Here is a 13,854-nt window from a genome sequence, read left to right on the forward strand (position 1 = left end):
CAGGGGTCACGTCCCCGGTCTCGCCGAGGGTCCCGGGTTTCAGCGATCGGCGGTGGGTGTCGCGGTGGATGCGGCTCAGGCCGCACCCACCCGAACGGCTGCCGCGACGTCGGCGGGCGATCCCTTCCAGGGTGCGCCGTGACCGGGGAGCACCCACGAGGCCTGCAGCCCGGCGAGGTGTTCGAGCGATGCCAGAGCCTCGGCGGGGTCGTCGGTGAACGGCGCGGGCTGCATTCCCTCGCGGCCGGTGAGCACATGGCGCGTCGTGAGCGCGTCGCCCACGAACACGGCGTCGGCGACGGGGATGTGCACCGCGATGCTGCCCGGCGAGTGGCCGGGCATGCCGATGATCACGGGGGAGCCGGGCAGATCCAGCACATCGCAGTCGTGCACCTCGACGACCTCCGACACGTAGGTCGTCGGCATCGCGCGCTTGCGCAGCGCGTATGCGAAGAACCCGAGCGTCGGCCCGAGCTTCATCGGCCCCGTCGACACCTTCGGCTTCTCGCCGGTCCGGGCGCGCTCGGCATCGTCCGCGTGCACGTAGACGGGCACGCCATGGTCTCGGCGCAGGCGCTCGGCGAAGCCGATGTGGTCACTGTCTCCGTGGGTGAGCACGACGCCCTTGACGTCGGCGGGGGAGAGGCCGAGTCCCTCGAGCTCGCGCACGAGGTCTTTCCAGTGGCCGGGAAGGCCCGCGTCGATGACGGTGACGCCGTCGTCCGTCACGACGAGGTAGGCGGCGACGATGTCGTTGCCGATGCGGTGCAGGTGGGATGCGAGCTTCATGGGGGATCCTTCGCGGGAGCCGTCGGTTTTTCCGGGTTGGCATGGCTACGATACGTAGCTATCATGGCTACTGTCAATAGCCATCGAAGGAGGCTTGCATGCCGACGCCGGAACGCACCTCGTACGCCGAGATCGTCGCGGCGGGACGCGACATCCTGGAGGAGTCCGGCCCGACGGGCCTGACGATGCAGAGCGTCGCGCAGCGCGTGGGAGTGCGGGCGCCGTCGCTCTACAAGCGCGTGCGGGATCGCGATGCCCTGCTCGAGGCCGTCGCCGCCGCGACCGTCGACGACCTGACCGGCCGGCTCGAGGCATCCGATCGCTCTCTCGAAGGTCTCGCCCGTGCCTACCGGGCGCTCGCGCACGAGCGCCCGGAGGGATTCCGGCTGATGTTCGCGGCCGCCGCTCCTCAGGAGCTGCTCGATCGCGCGGGGATGACGATCGTCGACAGCGCCGCGGTCATCGCCGGTGAGAAACACGCCCTCGACGCCGCGCGCCTCGTGACCGCGTGGGCGACGGGGTTCATCCACATGGAACTCGCCGGAGCCTTCCGGCTCGGCGGCGACGTCGACGGCGCGTTCGACTACGGTCTCGCCGCACTGCGCCGCGGCCTCGGCGCCTGAACCGGCCGCGTCACGCCGCGCGGCCGGGGTGCGCGGAGCATCGTGAGGCTCGCATGCCACGTCATCTCCGAGGACACGAGTTCGAGGGCGTGAGCGTGGGCGCCGGGTGAGGTCGATTCGATACAGCGATCGCTGTACTATTGCGGCCATGACATCGGCGACCGCCACTGTGTCCCACACCGCCGCCGTCGCGCGGCTCGGCTACGCGCTCGCCGACCCCACGCGCAGCGCCGTCCTGCTGGCGCTTCGAACGGGCCCCGCGTACCCGTCCGATCTCGCCGACGCCGTGGGCGTGTCGCGTCAGGTGATGTCGAACCAGCTCGCGTGCCTGCGCGGCTGCGGTCTGGTCGAGGCGACTCCCGAGGGTCGACGCGCGTCGTACCGGCTCGCGGATCCTCACCTCGCGCCGGCGCTCGACGAGCTGCTGCAGGTCGTCCTGTCGGTCGATCCCGCGTGCTGCACCGGCGAGACCTGCGGGTGCGTATGAGCGCCGGCATCCTCACCCGCGAGCGACGGAAGAGCCTCGAGCGTCGCATCCGCTGGATCGTCGCGGCAACGATCGCCTACAACGTGGTCGAGGCGATCGTCGCGATCACCGCCGGCACCATCGCGTCGTCGGGCGCGCTCATCGCCTTCGGGCTGGACTCGACGATCGAGGTGCTGTCGGCGGCGGCTGTCGCCTGGCAGTTCACACGTCGCGATCCCGAGCGCTGGGAGCGGCCCACGCTTCGGGTGATCGCGGTCGCGTTCTTCGCGCTCGCCGCGTACGTGACCGCGACGTCGGCACTCACTCTGATCCTGTGGGTCGACGTCGAGCACAGCCCGGCCGGCATCGTGATCACCGCGCTCAGCGTCGTGATCATGCCCTTCCTCTCGCTGGCAGAGCGGCGCGCAGGCCGCGAGCTCGGGTCGGCGACGGCGGTCGCCGATTCGAAGCAGACGCTGATCTGCACGTATCTGTCGGCGTCGGTTCTGCTCGGACTCGTGCTCAACAGCATGTTCGGCTGGTGGTGGGCCGATGCGGTGGCGGGACTCGTGATCGCGGTCTTCGCCGTCCGTGAGGGACGGGAGGCCTGGCGCGGCGACGCGTGCGCAACGTCTGTCGGCATGCTGCTCGAAGACGCCGACGACCACCATCGCGGGTGACAGGGTGGGGCCTCGTCGACCATCGAGCGTCGATAGAATCCCATCTATGAATGGCGCGGCCCAGCGCGGACTCACAGTCCTCGCCGACCCGACCCGTGCCCGCATCCTTCGCTTGATCCGTGACGCGGACGGCGGGCACGCGCTGGTCGGAAAGCTCGCCGACGCGCTGCGCCTCCGGCAGCCCACCGTGAGCCACCATATGAAGGCGCTGCTGTCCGAAGGCGTCGTCGTGAGGGAGCGCGACGGACGACGCGTCTGGTATTCGATCGCGCCGGATCAGATCGATCGGGTGAACGCGCTCGTCGGCGCCGATGACTCGGCGTCGTCGGAGCCCGATCTCGACCGGATCGTGGACGATCTGTCGCTGCGGTTCCGCGGTACGTTCAGTGCCGAGACCGTGAGGGCGAGCGTTCAGAACAGCTACGACCTCCTCGCCACCGGATCGACCTCGCCGCTCCTCGCGTCGAGGACCGCCGCCTTCGCGGCGACGCGACTCGAAGCGCTCAGCCGCGCCCAGGGTGATCTGCCCGCCCGACCCGAGGTGCTGTTCGTCTGCGTGCAGAACTCGGGGCGGTCCCAGCTCGCCGCGGGAATCCTCCGGCACCTCGCGGGCGATCGTGTGGGGGTGCGCAGCGCCGGCTCGGCGCCCGGGCCGGAACTGCGCACGTCGGTCGTCCAGGCGCTCGACGAGATCGGCGTGTCCGTCGGCGGGGAGTTCCCGAAGCCGCTCACCGACGACGTCGTCCGCGCGGCCGACGTCGTCGTGACGATGGGATGCGGCGATTCCTGCCCGGTCTACCCGGGCCGGCGGTATCTCGACTGGCCGCTCGAAGACCCCGTGGGCAAGCCGATGGTCACGGTTCGCAGCATCCGTGACGACATCGAAGGCCGTGTGCGCGCGCTGCTGGACGAGATCCTCGCGTACTGACGCGGCGTGCCGTCAGCTCCGGGTGGTCCGGATGGTCGCCCCCGCGACCAGGAACAGCACGGCGGCGACGGGCTGCGCGGCGGTCCAGACGGGCCCGTCGAAAGCGAAGGGGAAGATCGGGTTCCACAGGACGGCGATCGCCGCGAACACCGGGATCCACCACCAGTGCCGTGCCTGGAATGCGAACCACGCGACGATCACGGCCAGGATCGCGACGATGAACCGGATCAGCAGGAACCACTCGCCGCCGATCAGCAAGGGCGCCAGGAAGAGCGCGATCGCCGCGATCAGGCTCGGCGCGAAGGCGTTGCGCTGATACGTCGCGGCGGTCCGGTCCTTGTTCGCCATGCTCCGACTCTCTCACCGTTCCCGGCGCGGCGAGAATCCGCGCTCGCTGAGCGGAGACCTACTGGTCGTCGGACACCCGCGACGCCCGACGGCGCTCGAGTCGCCAGTGGATCTCGTGCGTCTCGGGGTGGCGCCACTCGTGCATCCGGTACTCGAATCCCGGCAGCAGCACGATCGGGATCGGATCCGGGGATGCGGGGGCCACGGCGCCGACCACGATCTTGGCGTCGGCCGGAATGAACGGCGACTGCGCAGGAACGGGAGCGGTGATGATCTCGACGGGGTCTCCGTAGGGGCGCGCCATGCGGGCACCTTAGCACGGCCAGGGAACATGCTGAGAGTCACCTTGAGGCTCCTATACACCACGCATAGGGCAGTTATAGAGTCTCCATAGAAGACGGAGCGTTCGTCGCATCGAGGCCGACCCGAAGGCCTCGGTCCTTGCCGGTGTGTGGGGCTGGCGAGCCGACGGCGCTACCCGCCGTCTTCTAGCCGGTGCTGGTTTGGGGGCGTACTCGTTACGCGGGGGAACCCGGCCCACAGCACTGCGGCGGCTCGCCCCTGGATGCACGGCGTCCAGGGGCGGGTCGCCCCGGCCCTTGTACGACGAAAGGAATCCCCATGTGCGACTCGGCACCCGCAGCGGCGAAGGCCGGGTGGTATCCCACCCCCGTGCACGGGAGCGAGCGCTACTGGGACGGGGTCCGCTGGACCGAGATGTTCCGCCAGGCTCAGGTCGGTAGACCGAGACCGATCGGTGAGGGCGTCACCTCCGCAGCCTCCACCTGAGGTTCGTCGCGGGGGCTCGGCGGCGGGTCGGTGAGCGACTAGCACGACCGACGATCGGGCACAATCCCTGCGCGTGAGTCGGCGTCCGTCCGTACGGTCGGCCCCATGGCCACAACGACGAAGAACTCCACCACGTCCGCCACACGCAACAAGCGGCGCGCTCCCCGCGGCGCCCAGCTCACCAAGGAACAGAACGCCGAGAGCGGGTTCACCGCCTCGGCCGCGCTGAGCGACAACCTTCAGAAGGTGCTCGTCGATCTCATCGAGCTGGCCTCCCAGGGCAAGCAGGCTCACTGGAACGTCGTGGGCAAGAACTTCCGCGACACGCACCGACAGCTGGACGAGATCATCGAGTCGGCTCGCGAGTTCAGCGATGCCGTCGCCGAGCGGATGCGGGCGCTCCACGCCCTTCCCGACGGGCGCAGCGACACTATCGCCGAAACCACCAGCCTTCCCGAGTTCCCGCAGGGCGAGATCGCCACCGCCGACGTGATCGACCTCATCACGGAACGACTCGAGAACACGGTCGCCACCTGCCGGGACGTGCACGACGCGGTCGACGAGGAGGATCCCACCAGCGCGGATCTGCTCCATCAGATCATCGAGAAGCTCGAGCAGTACGCATGGATGGTCAGCGCGGAGAACCGGGTGCCGAAGCAGGGCTGACCCTGAGCCCCGAGAAACGGGGTGCAGCCGTAAGGCTGCACCCCGTCTTGTCATAGCGGGAGGATGGCAGCCCTCCGATCAGCGATAGAAGCCGCCGTAGTAGGTGTCGAGCTGGCCACGGTACCCGTCATCCTGACCCGTCGTGGACTGATCCCACTCCGGAGAGTTCTTGATCTGGTCCTTGGTCAGGTCGACGTAGACCTTCTCGTCTTCGTCGTCGACACGCTCGACCGTCCCCGCCGGAAGGATCACCTTCCGCCCGAAGATCCACGGCGCGGTATCCACGACCAGCCGGCTGCTGCCGGCGTCGTTGCTCGCCTCGTCGATCTTTCCGATGTCGCCATCCGTGGCGTGCACGTGGTAGCCCACCAGGTCGCGGGAACCGGCCCCGCGGTCGACCGACTGACGGTAGTCCCAGGCGTCCCAACTCGAGGACATGAGTGCTCCTTGTCTTCATGCGAGGGATGGATTCGGAAGTCGACCGGGGTGGTCGCTCCGGTTTCCACGTTAGGAAGTGGTCGGGAGATCGGGGACCCCCTGGCGCATCCGGCGCAGGAGGCGTAATGGCCCCGACCTGCGCGCGCGGACTCTGGAGGGATGTCGTCGGTCGGTGCCACCATGATCAGAACAAATGTTCGATGGAGGGGGCTGTATGCGAGGCGAGGCGACCGTGCTGCACGCGGATCTGGACGCCTTCTACGCCTCGGTCGAGCAGCGCGATGCCCCCGCGCTGCGTGGCCGGCCCGTCATCGTCGGCGGCGGCGTCGTGCTGGCGGCCAGCTACGAGGCGAAGGCTCGCGGGGTGCGTACGGCGATGGGCGGCCGACAGGCGCGTGACCTCTGCCCGGAAGCGGTGGTCGTGCCGCCGCGGATGGAGGCGTACTCGGCGGCCAGTAAGGCGGTCTTCGCGATCTTCCGGGATACGACGCCCCTCGTCGAGGGGCTCTCCATCGACGAGGCGTTCCTCGAAGTCGGAGGGCTCCGGCGCATCGTGGGCACCCCCGAGCAGGTCGCCGTGCGCCTCCGGGAGCGGGTTCGTGCGGAGGTCGGGTTGCCCATCTCCGTCGGGATCGCCCGAACCAAGTTCCTCGCCAAGGTCGCCAGCGCCGTCAGCAAGCCCGACGGGCTGCTGGTGGTCGAGCCCGACAGGGAGCAGGAGTTCTTGCTCCCGCTGCCGGTAGAGCGTCTGTGGGGTGTGGGCGCCGTGACCGCCGGGAAGCTGCACGGGCTCGGCATCCATACCGTCGGTCAGCTTGCGGAGCTCGAGGCGGCGACCGCCGAGAGGCTGCTGGGGAAGGCGGCCGGCGCGCACCTGCACGCACTCGCCCGGCTGCGGGATCCGCGGCCGGTTGACACGACGCGTCGCCGCGGGTCCATCGGTTCGCAGCGCGCCCTCGGCACCCGTCCCCGGACGCCCGAAGAGCTGGAGGTCATTCTCACGCAGATCGTCGATCGGCTCGCCCGTCGGCTGCGCGACCGCGACCGCGTCTGCCGCACCGTCGTGCTGCGGCTCCGTTACGGCGACTACGCGAAGGCCACCCGGTCCCGCTCGTTCCGCTCACCGACCGACCGCACCGCACTGATCCTCGCCGTCGCGCAAGGACTGCTCGCCGCCGCGCAGCCGCAGATCGCAGAACGCGGCATCACCCTCATCGGCGTCTCGCTGTCGCAGCTCGGCCGTCTCGACAGCGTCCCGCCGGAGCTTCCGATCGATTGGGACGACGGCGTGCGCCTCGATACGGTGCTCGACGCGGTGCGCGATCGCTTCGGCGCGGCATCCGTCTCGCGGGCCGCTCAGCTCGGCCGCGATCCGGGCTGGTCGACGCCGCTGCTTCCGGAGCACGAATGAACCGGTCGCGTGCCGGACGACCCCGCGAGACGGCGTGTCCGTCGTGCGACCTCGGAGGGGGCGACTTGAGCACGGCGAGTGTCGCCAGGCGCCTGCCGTTCGGAGTCTCCCTCAGCGTCGAGCGACCGTGTGCTCGGGTGTCACTTGCGGGAACAGCAACAGGACCGCTGCATATCCCAGCGCGGCGCCGAGCAGCTGCGCTCCGATGAAGGGCAACACGGAGGCCGGAGCGATTCCGGCGAACGTGTCGCTGAACATTCGGCCGACGGTGATCGCCGGGTTCGCGAAGCTCGTCGACGACGTGAAGAAGTAGGCCGCACCGATGTACGCGCCGACGGCGGGCGCGGCAAGATGTGAACGGCCGGTCCGCACCAGGGCGAAGATCAGGAGGATGAGCCCGGCGGTCGCGACGACCTCGGACAGTAGCAGCGGCCACGCCGAGCGGTCGGTGGTGCTCCACGCGACCGGGGGAACGTCGAACATCACGTTGGCAAGCACCGCGCCGGCGATGCACCCGAGCACCTGGACGGGCAGGTACACCGCCGCGGTCGACCACCTCCGGCGGTGCAGAGTGATGTCGACCAGCGTGACGACGGGGTTGAAATGGGATCCCGAGACCGTCGCGAAGGCGAGGATCAGTACGGCGAGGCCGAGGGCGGTGGCGAAGGCGTTCTCGAACAGCTGCAGTCCGACATCACCGGGGGAGAGGCGCTGGGCGGCGATGCCGGACCCGATGACGACAGCGGCGAGTCCTGCACTGCCGAGGAACTCACCGGCGGCGGCGCGTGCGGCGTGAGTCACGAGGCGACGAGGAGCTGCGAAACGCGGTCCAGCGCACCCGGCACGAGCTTGAAGTAGGCCCAGGTGCCGCGTTTGCTGCGGGAGAGGAATCCCGCAGTGGTGAGAATCTTCAAGTGGTGGGAAACCGTGGGCTGACTGAGTCCGACGGGCTCGATCAGGTCGCAGACGCACGCCTCGGAGTCCTCTGACGCAGCGACGATGGACAGCAGTCGGAGCCGGGTCGGATCGGCGAGCGCTTTCATCGTGAGGGCGAGCTGCTCCGCCTCCTCGGCCGTCAGCGGCTCGCGAACGAGGGGTGTGCAGCACACGCCGGCCGTGACATCCGTCACGTCGAGCATCGTGGTCATATATCGAGGTTAGTCGATATTGACAGGTGTCGATAGATGGGTCCAGAATCGGGGTATCGAAGTTCATCAATATCTATGGGAGGACGTTGTGACCCTGCTCGACCTGAGCCCCCGAGTCGTTGAATCCAGCCCGCTGTCGACTCTGCCCGTCGCGATCATCGGTGCGGGGCCGATCGGGCTCGCCGCCGCTGCGAACCTCGTCGAACGCGGCATCGATTTCGTGGTCTTCGAGGCTGGCGGCGAGGTCGCCGCCAGTGTGCGCTCGTGGGGTCACACCCGTCTGTTCTCCCCGTGGAAGCACCTCGTGGATCCGGCGTCGCGCCGCCTTCTGGTGGACGGAGGGTGGGAGATGCCCGACCCCGAGCGGGCGCCGTCGGGGACGGAACTCGTCGAGAAGTACGTCGCGCCGCTGGCTGCTCTTGAGGAGATCGCACCGCGCATCCGTCTCGGTGTCGAGGTGATCGGCGTGACGCGCGAGGGCATGGACCGCACCCGCACGGCCCGCCGCGCTACGACGCCGTTCGCGTTACGGATCCGAACTGCGGACGGCGAGGTCGAAGACGTCGCCGCGCGCGCCGTGATCGACGCGTCGGGCACCTACCTCTCTCCGAACTCGCTTTCCTCCAGTGGACTCGAGCTGCTGGGGTTGGCCGATATCGCTGACCGTGTCACTCCCGCGCTTCCCGATGTGCTCGGCCGAGATCGTGCCGAGTTCGCGGGCCGGAGTGTGACAGTCGTCGGGGCCGGTCACTCTGCGGCCAATACGCTGCTCGCCCTCGTGCAGCTCGCCCGCGAGGAGGCCGGCACCACGGCTACCTGGCTGATCCGCAATGCCAGGGCCGCGCGGGTCTCGTCCTCGCCCGACGATGAGCTGATCGGTCGTGCGAGCCTCGGGAGTCGCGTCGACCGGGCCGTGGAGCGTGGCGACATCGCCCTCGTCGACAGCTTCGAGATCATCCGCGCCCGCCGCGCGGGCGATGCCGTCGAGCTGGTGGGGCACCGCGGCGGAGAGGTCGTGACCCACGAGGCCGACATCGTCGTGAATGCCACCGGCTTCCGGCCGAACCTCGACATCCTCCGCGAGATCCGCCTCGAGCTCGACGAGATCGTCGAAGCGCCCAAGCGCCTCGCGCCGCTCATCGACCCGAACGTTCACTCCTGCGGCACCGTCGAGCCGCACGGCTTCCGCGAGCTGACGCACCCGGAGCAGGGATTCTTCATCGTGGGGATGAAGTCCTACGGGCGGGCGCCGACCTTCCTTCTCGCCACCGGCTACGAGCAGGTGCGTTCGGTGGCGGCGTGGCTCGCTGGGGATGTCGCGTCGGCGTCGAACGTCGAACTCCAGCTTCCCGCGACGGGTGTCTGCTCGACCGATGCCGGCAACGGCGGTGGATGCTGCTGATGACGGAAGTGCGCGAGATGACGCCGGCCGATTGGCCGGCGGTCGAGGAGATCTACGCACAAGGGATCGAGGACGGGGAGGCGACCTTCGAGGTCGCCACTCCGACCTGGCGGACGTTCGACGCCGGCAAGCTGCCGGAGCTGCGTTTCGTTGCCGGCGACGAGCGTGGCGCTCTCGTCGGCTGGATCGCCGCCTCCCCCGTGTCCTCACGTCCGGCCTATTGCGGTGTCGTCGAACACTCCGTCTACATCAGCCGAGACGCGCGCGGGCAAGGCATCGGCCGCCGCCTGCTTGAACTGTTCATCACCGCTGCCGAGGGTGCGGGAATCTGGACCATCCAGTCGAGCATCTTCCCTGAGAACGCCGCGAGCCTCCGACTCCATGAGGCTGCGGGATTCCGTGTGGTGGGCCGCCGTGAGCGCATCGCCCGGTCAGGGGTCGGCCCCCACGCGGGCGCGTGGCGCGACACGCTCCTCATCGAGCGACGCAGCACGACGGTGAACGCCGTCTGAGCATGCACGACGCGATCGCCCGCCCGCGGCTTCGAATATAGATAGACCACGGTCTATGCTTCTCTAGAGAGAGAAAGCGAGCCCTCTATGAGTGACAAGCCCACCGTTCTGTTCGTCTGCGTGCACAACGCCGGCCGTTCGCAGATGGCTGCCGGGTACCTCCGTGCGCTCGCGGGCGACGATGTCGAGGTGCTCTCCGCGGGGTCCGCGCCCAAAGAGGTCATCAATCCGGTCGCAGTCGAGGCGATGGCAGAAGAAGGCATCGACATCGCGGGCCACACGCCGAAGGTGCTGACAGTCGATGCTGTCAAGGAGTCGGACGTCGTCATCACGATGGGCTGCGGCGACGCGTGCCCGATCTTCCCCGGCAAGCGTTATGAGGACTGGGAGCTCGACGATCCCGCCGGACAGGGGATCGAGGCTGTGCGACCGATCCGTGACGAGATCCGCCGGCGCATCGAGGCGCTGATCCACGACCTGTTCCCTGAGCGGGTCGCGTAGCCAGAACGGGACACTCTTTCTCCCACGCTTCTGCTGTTGTCTTTTGGGCGTAGCCTCTGACTGGATCGGGACGTCGTCTCAGATCGTGAGGTGCGCCTATGGCTCGGTGGACCAGGAGTCGTCTTGTCCGCAGCAGTGCGCGCTCACCTGCCGGGCGATTCGTGTTGCGAGTCGCCCGCGATCTCGCTGATCTGGGCCTTATCGATCGCGGCATGACCCTCGCGGCGCATACATTCACGTCGGTGCTGCCCATATTGATCGTCGTGGGCGCTGTGCAGTCCAGACTCGACACTCGCACTGCCGCGATCTTCGCGGAGCACATGGGATTCGATGCGGCCACGGCCGAGACTCTGGAGAAGTCGCTGCCGGGCGGCGCTCAGGAGCTTCGCGCGACAGGTGTCATCGGGGTGATCCTCCTCGTCATCGCCGCAACCTCGTTCGCGCGGGCCCTGGAACGGAGCCTTCGCAGGATCTGGCGCACGCCCGCCGTCAGCCTGAAGTTCGCCTGGCGGTGGCTGGCGGCGGTTGCCGCTGTCGTCATCGGAATCGCGGTGGTCGTCGCGACGCGCGTCATCATTCGCGACGACGGACCGTTGCCGGTGATCGAGTTCATCGCCGAGGTTGCGCTGTGGGGTGCGCTCTGGTGGGTCGCTTCGTGGATCGTCGTCAATCGCCGGGTCAGCCTTCGAGAACTGCTGCCCGGCTCCGTCCTTGCGGGAATCGGATCCGCGGTGGCCGGAAGGTTTGGCAGAGTATTCCTGCCACCGCTGCTCGCGGACTCGGCGCTGCGATTCGGCGTCTTGGGCATGGCGTTCACCTATATCGGATGGCTGCTCGTGCTGGCCTGCGTCCTCCTCATCGCGGCGACCGCCGGTCGAGTCGTGTATCTCACCTACTCGGGCCGAGCATGGCGTCACTCCGTTTCGAGGTTCCGCGTCGGGGCTCGAGTTGGTGGGGTGTAGGAGAGGGAACCTTCGCCCTTCCCTGAAGCACGCCGCTGAAGATCCGGTGCAGCTACTGGCGCTCGTCCCGAGAGGTCAAAGCGAAATCGCCGAGCCCTCACGGCCCGCCACGTCACCGCACGCAGGCCGGTCCGCCCGCGGGCCTCGCGCAGCACAGTCGGATACGCGGCCACCCACGGGACGGCCCTCCGGGCGAATGACACAGTCGTTGGCGGAACGCCATCAACCGCCGCTCGCGGTGGAGACACCTGGCCTTTGAGACGGTTGGTCTCAAAGGGATCCGCCGAATAGTGTGGTGACGCCGGGCCCGCGCTGCTAGAGCGTCACAACGATGTCCCCAGCGTCGAGCCTGTCCCCAGCGGGCGCGTGACGCACGCGGGCAAGGCAAAGGTCCCTCGGACGCCACAAGCTCTAGTTGCGGCGTCCGAGGGACCGTCTCATGCGCAGGTAGTTGCGCACAGGGAGTCAGTGGCCCCAGCCCCAGAGATCCCCAGATTGGTGTCGCACGGGGGCCAATTCCCAGGGTCCCCGCGAGCTCACGTCGCCCACCCTACCGTGTCCCCCGTTCGGGGGACAGCATCGATTCGCTTGACGGCGCTCGGAGGGTCGAACGCATACTCGATGGGCGGAACCCGGCCCCATCGACCCCTGCGCGGTCGACGTCGAAGATGACTCGCCCGAGACCATCCACCTCGTCGTCGCTGGGCGGCTGCGGGTCGGGAGCGAGGTCGTCGACGTCCCGGGCGCGCTGACCACCCGTTCGCCCACCGGGTCGGTGGGCGTGCGAATCAGGTCGATAAGCCGTCAGCAGCGCGAGGTACACCGCGAACGCGACGAGGACGATGCTGCGGCTGCGGTGCGAGGAATGGCTGGCAGAGGTGGTCACAGGGCATCTTCTCCCAGAACCCTCTGAGCTGCCGAGCCCAGTCGATCGATGATCCGGCGGCGGCGCTGCCACTTCGGGAACTCAATGGGGCAACGGGCCGTGCCCGCTACGGTTTGAATCCTTCCCGACGGCGCATGTGGGCCGGATCCATTCCGAAGCGAGTGATGCGGCCAGAGATCCTCGAGGCGGCGAACAACTCGTCCCGTGAACTCGAAGACGGCGAGTGGGTGCCGTGGACTCCTCGAACAAGTGCCGTCTGGGTGCGGCCGAGCACGTTCGTACGCCGGTCCGCGAACGGGCGACCTGAGACGGTCTGCTGAGCGCTCAGGAACCAGTAGCGCTCGTTCGATCGTGTCTTCGCGTCCGCGGGCACCATCGCCTGGCTCGCCGACTGATGTTAGCTCTCGAGCAGCGCTGCGAGCGCGGCCAGGTCGTGCTCAAGGCTGTGCTGAACTTCGTCGGACATCTCCCTTGCCAGTTGCGCTTCGCCTGGCCCGTCGAGCCATGCAGACAGTGTGACCTCGGTGCCGTCGAGCCCTTCGACGGCTTCGTGGTGCACGGTCAACTCGGCCCCATCGAGTTCGGTGGTGTCGGCATAGACGAAGCCCGGCCCCACCGTGGTGATGCGGAACGGCGTCTCTTGGCCACCGACCGCTTTCAGGACTCCGCGGGCGCCCACGCCGAAGGGCTCTGACAGCTTGAAGTACTCCATGCTCGGCGCCCACTCGGGGTGTGTTTCGATAGCGCACCAGCGCTCGAAGAACAGCGAGGCCGAGGCACTGGACGTGCGGCGGGTTCGGGCAATCTCGATCACGAATCGACGCTAGCGCCAATCCCCGACAGTGAAGAGGCCGAGCTCTTTGGCCGCTCTGATCCGGTCGTTGGTGTCGGTTGACGGTCGATCAGCGGGCGTTTTCGGGCACCAGGAGATCCCACCGCGTCGGCCATTGCATACCGCCGGCCGTGGCTTGCTCGCGTTTCAGTGAGGAGTGAGCATGAGCGCGACGAGCATTGCGACGATTGCCGAAATCACCGGTGCAACCCGAATGAGGAGCTGTCGCCCGTCGCTGTCTAGCGTCGAGAACCACCAACGACGGAATGGCCCGCGCCGAGCGCGCGCTTGTGCGCGCGGATCGTTGTCTCGCCGCAGGGTCATTCGTCAAAAAAGGAGCGCAGCGCAGCCTCTACCGCGCGTTCAGCGGTCGCTCAGCGGGCGACCCGAGCGAGCAGTGGGCGGAGGCAGGGGCGTCAAGGTCGCCGGACGCTACGCGTCTGCTTCTCTTCCAAGGAGTCGCGACCCCTTGA

At 68.3% G+C, this 13,854-nt stretch carries 19 protein-coding genes; 11 read left to right on the forward strand and 8 right to left on the reverse strand.

The features are described from left to right. Positions 1-75: 75 nt before the first annotated feature. Positions 76-789: an MBL fold metallo-hydrolase gene (locus tag Q9R33_RS04515; RefSeq protein ID WP_310245277.1), complete on the reverse strand. Its 714-nt coding sequence runs from the start codon at positions 787-789 to the stop codon at positions 76-78. Positions 790-887: 98 nt separating this feature from the next. On the opposite strand from Q9R33_RS04515, the gene Q9R33_RS04520 reads away from it, so the two are divergent. The 4 genes from Q9R33_RS04520 to Q9R33_RS04535 all read left to right on the forward strand — a co-directional run bounded on the left by Q9R33_RS04520 (position 888) and on the right by Q9R33_RS04535 (position 3,486). Next, positions 888-1,412, forward strand: a complete 525-nt coding sequence (locus tag Q9R33_RS04520; protein WP_056369304.1) for a TetR/AcrR family transcriptional regulator — start codon at positions 888-890, stop codon at positions 1,410-1,412. 148 nt (positions 1,413-1,560) lie between these two features. Continuing rightward, a complete protein-coding gene (locus Q9R33_RS04525; protein ID WP_311292999.1) occupies positions 1,561-1,899 on the forward strand; it encodes a metalloregulator ArsR/SmtB family transcription factor in 339 nt (112 codons plus the stop codon). Beyond that, on the forward strand, positions 1,896-2,558 hold the full coding sequence (locus Q9R33_RS04530; protein WP_056369923.1) for a cation diffusion facilitator family transporter: 663 nt from the start codon (positions 1,896-1,898) through the stop codon (positions 2,556-2,558). Before Q9R33_RS04525 ends, Q9R33_RS04530 begins: the two co-directional genes overlap by 4 nt. A gap of 46 nt (positions 2,559-2,604) precedes the next feature. After that, a complete protein-coding gene (locus Q9R33_RS04535; RefSeq protein ID WP_311293000.1) occupies positions 2,605-3,486 on the forward strand; it encodes a metalloregulator ArsR/SmtB family transcription factor in 882 nt (293 codons plus the stop codon). Positions 3,487-3,498: 12 nt separating this feature from the next. Here Q9R33_RS04535 and Q9R33_RS04540 read toward each other — a convergent pair whose 3' ends face one another. Next, positions 3,499-3,834 (reverse strand): DUF6804 family protein, encoded by a 336-nt coding sequence (locus Q9R33_RS04540; protein ID WP_056369308.1) that lies wholly within the window; start codon positions 3,832-3,834, stop codon positions 3,499-3,501. A gap of 58 nt (positions 3,835-3,892) precedes the next feature. Next, complete coding sequence (locus tag Q9R33_RS04545) at positions 3,893-4,138, reverse strand: hypothetical protein (protein ID WP_056369309.1); 246 nt, start codon at positions 4,136-4,138, stop codon at positions 3,893-3,895. A gap of 317 nt (positions 4,139-4,455) precedes the next feature. On the opposite strand from Q9R33_RS04545, the gene Q9R33_RS20465 reads away from it, so the two are divergent. Beyond that, the gene (locus Q9R33_RS20465) at positions 4,456-4,623 is read left to right on the forward strand and encodes a DUF2510 domain-containing protein (protein WP_396654065.1); all 168 of its coding nucleotides are present in this window, start codon (positions 4,456-4,458) and stop codon (positions 4,621-4,623) included. A 105-nt stretch (positions 4,624-4,728) separates the two neighbouring features. After that, a complete protein-coding gene (locus tag Q9R33_RS04550) occupies positions 4,729-5,289 on the forward strand; it encodes a DNA starvation/stationary phase protection protein (RefSeq protein WP_311293001.1) in 561 nt (186 codons plus the stop codon). 78 nt (positions 5,290-5,367) lie between these two features. Here Q9R33_RS04550 and Q9R33_RS04555 read toward each other — a convergent pair whose 3' ends face one another. Next, the gene (locus Q9R33_RS04555) at positions 5,368-5,727 is read right to left on the reverse strand and encodes a PRC-barrel domain-containing protein (protein ID WP_311293002.1); all 360 of its coding nucleotides are present in this window, start codon (positions 5,725-5,727) and stop codon (positions 5,368-5,370) included. Between the two features lie 214 nt (positions 5,728-5,941). On the opposite strand from Q9R33_RS04555, the gene dinB reads away from it, so the two are divergent. Continuing rightward, on the forward strand, positions 5,942-7,138 hold the full coding sequence (gene dinB, locus Q9R33_RS04560; protein WP_311293003.1) for a DNA polymerase IV: 1,197 nt from the start codon (positions 5,942-5,944) through the stop codon (positions 7,136-7,138). 111 nt (positions 7,139-7,249) lie between these two features. Here the strand turns inward: dinB and Q9R33_RS04565 are convergent, their stop codons facing one another. Beyond that, complete coding sequence (locus Q9R33_RS04565) at positions 7,250-7,939, reverse strand: aquaporin (RefSeq protein WP_310245299.1); 690 nt, start codon at positions 7,937-7,939, stop codon at positions 7,250-7,252. Beyond that, positions 7,936-8,286: a metalloregulator ArsR/SmtB family transcription factor gene (locus Q9R33_RS04570; protein ID WP_056369322.1), complete on the reverse strand. Its 351-nt coding sequence runs from the start codon at positions 8,284-8,286 to the stop codon at positions 7,936-7,938. The genes Q9R33_RS04565 and Q9R33_RS04570 overlap by 4 nt, the downstream gene beginning before the upstream one ends. An 88-nt stretch (positions 8,287-8,374) precedes the next feature. Here Q9R33_RS04570 and Q9R33_RS04575 point away from each other — a divergent pair, with 88 nt between their 5' ends. From Q9R33_RS04575 to Q9R33_RS04590, 4 genes are all read left to right on the forward strand, one after another. Continuing rightward, positions 8,375-9,688, forward strand: a complete 1,314-nt coding sequence (locus Q9R33_RS04575; RefSeq protein WP_311293004.1) for an FAD-dependent oxidoreductase — start codon at positions 8,375-8,377, stop codon at positions 9,686-9,688. Further along, on the forward strand, positions 9,688-10,200 hold the full coding sequence (locus Q9R33_RS04580; protein WP_311293005.1) for an N-acetyltransferase family protein: 513 nt from the start codon (positions 9,688-9,690) through the stop codon (positions 10,198-10,200). The genes Q9R33_RS04575 and Q9R33_RS04580 overlap by 1 nt, the downstream gene beginning before the upstream one ends. Before the next feature lie 87 nt (positions 10,201-10,287). Continuing rightward, entirely contained in the window at positions 10,288-10,701 is a 414-nt protein-coding gene (locus Q9R33_RS04585) for an arsenate reductase ArsC (RefSeq protein ID WP_056369328.1), read from the forward strand. A 212-nt stretch (positions 10,702-10,913) separates the two neighbouring features. After that, entirely contained in the window at positions 10,914-11,663 is a 750-nt protein-coding gene (locus Q9R33_RS04590) for a YhjD/YihY/BrkB family envelope integrity protein (protein WP_311293006.1), read from the forward strand. A 550-nt stretch (positions 11,664-12,213) separates the two neighbouring features. On the opposite strand, the gene Q9R33_RS04595 is transcribed toward Q9R33_RS04590, so the two are convergent. Then, positions 12,214-12,549 carry a hypothetical protein gene (locus Q9R33_RS04595; RefSeq protein WP_311293007.1) on the reverse strand — a complete coding sequence of 112 codons (336 nt, stop codon included), beginning with the start codon at positions 12,547-12,549 and terminating at the stop codon, positions 12,214-12,216. A 397-nt stretch (positions 12,550-12,946) separates the two neighbouring features. Beyond that, positions 12,947-13,363: a hypothetical protein gene (locus tag Q9R33_RS04600; RefSeq protein ID WP_311293008.1), complete on the reverse strand. Its 417-nt coding sequence runs from the start codon at positions 13,361-13,363 to the stop codon at positions 12,947-12,949. Between the last annotated feature and the right edge of the window lie 491 nt (positions 13,364-13,854).

Origin of the sequence: Microbacterium sp. PRC9 (genome assembly GCF_031844125.1) — a bacterium.
Classification (GTDB): Bacteria; Actinomycetota; Actinomycetes; order Actinomycetales; family Microbacteriaceae; genus Microbacterium.

Coding starts and splice junctions, on each gene's coding strand:
- Q9R33_RS04515 (WP_310245277.1), bottom strand. CDS start 789: ATGAAGCTCGCATCCCACCTGCACCGCATCGGCAACGACATCGTCGCC.
- Q9R33_RS04520 (WP_056369304.1), top strand. CDS start 888: ATGCCGACGCCGGAACGCACCTCGTACGCCGAGATCGTCGCGGCGGGA.
- Q9R33_RS04525 (WP_311292999.1), top strand. CDS start 1,561: ATGACATCGGCGACCGCCACTGTGTCCCACACCGCCGCCGTCGCGCGG.
- Q9R33_RS04530 (WP_056369923.1), top strand. CDS start 1,896: ATGAGCGCCGGCATCCTCACCCGCGAGCGACGGAAGAGCCTCGAGCGT.
- Q9R33_RS04535 (WP_311293000.1), top strand. CDS start 2,605: ATGAATGGCGCGGCCCAGCGCGGACTCACAGTCCTCGCCGACCCGACC.
- Q9R33_RS04540 (WP_056369308.1), bottom strand. CDS start 3,834: ATGGCGAACAAGGACCGGACCGCCGCGACGTATCAGCGCAACGCCTTC.
- Q9R33_RS04545 (WP_056369309.1), bottom strand. CDS start 4,138: ATGGCGCGCCCCTACGGAGACCCCGTCGAGATCATCACCGCTCCCGTT.
- Q9R33_RS20465 (WP_396654065.1), top strand. CDS start 4,456: ATGTGCGACTCGGCACCCGCAGCGGCGAAGGCCGGGTGGTATCCCACC.
- Q9R33_RS04550 (WP_311293001.1), top strand. CDS start 4,729: ATGGCCACAACGACGAAGAACTCCACCACGTCCGCCACACGCAACAAG.
- Q9R33_RS04555 (WP_311293002.1), bottom strand. CDS start 5,727: ATGTCCTCGAGTTGGGACGCCTGGGACTACCGTCAGTCGGTCGACCGC.
- dinB (WP_311293003.1), top strand. CDS start 5,942: ATGCGAGGCGAGGCGACCGTGCTGCACGCGGATCTGGACGCCTTCTAC.
- Q9R33_RS04570 (WP_056369322.1), bottom strand. CDS start 8,286: ATGACCACGATGCTCGACGTGACGGATGTCACGGCCGGCGTGTGCTGC.
- Q9R33_RS04580 (WP_311293005.1), top strand. CDS start 9,688: ATGACGGAAGTGCGCGAGATGACGCCGGCCGATTGGCCGGCGGTCGAG.
- Q9R33_RS04585 (WP_056369328.1), top strand. CDS start 10,288: ATGAGTGACAAGCCCACCGTTCTGTTCGTCTGCGTGCACAACGCCGGC.
- Q9R33_RS04590 (WP_311293006.1), top strand. CDS start 10,914: ATGACCCTCGCGGCGCATACATTCACGTCGGTGCTGCCCATATTGATC.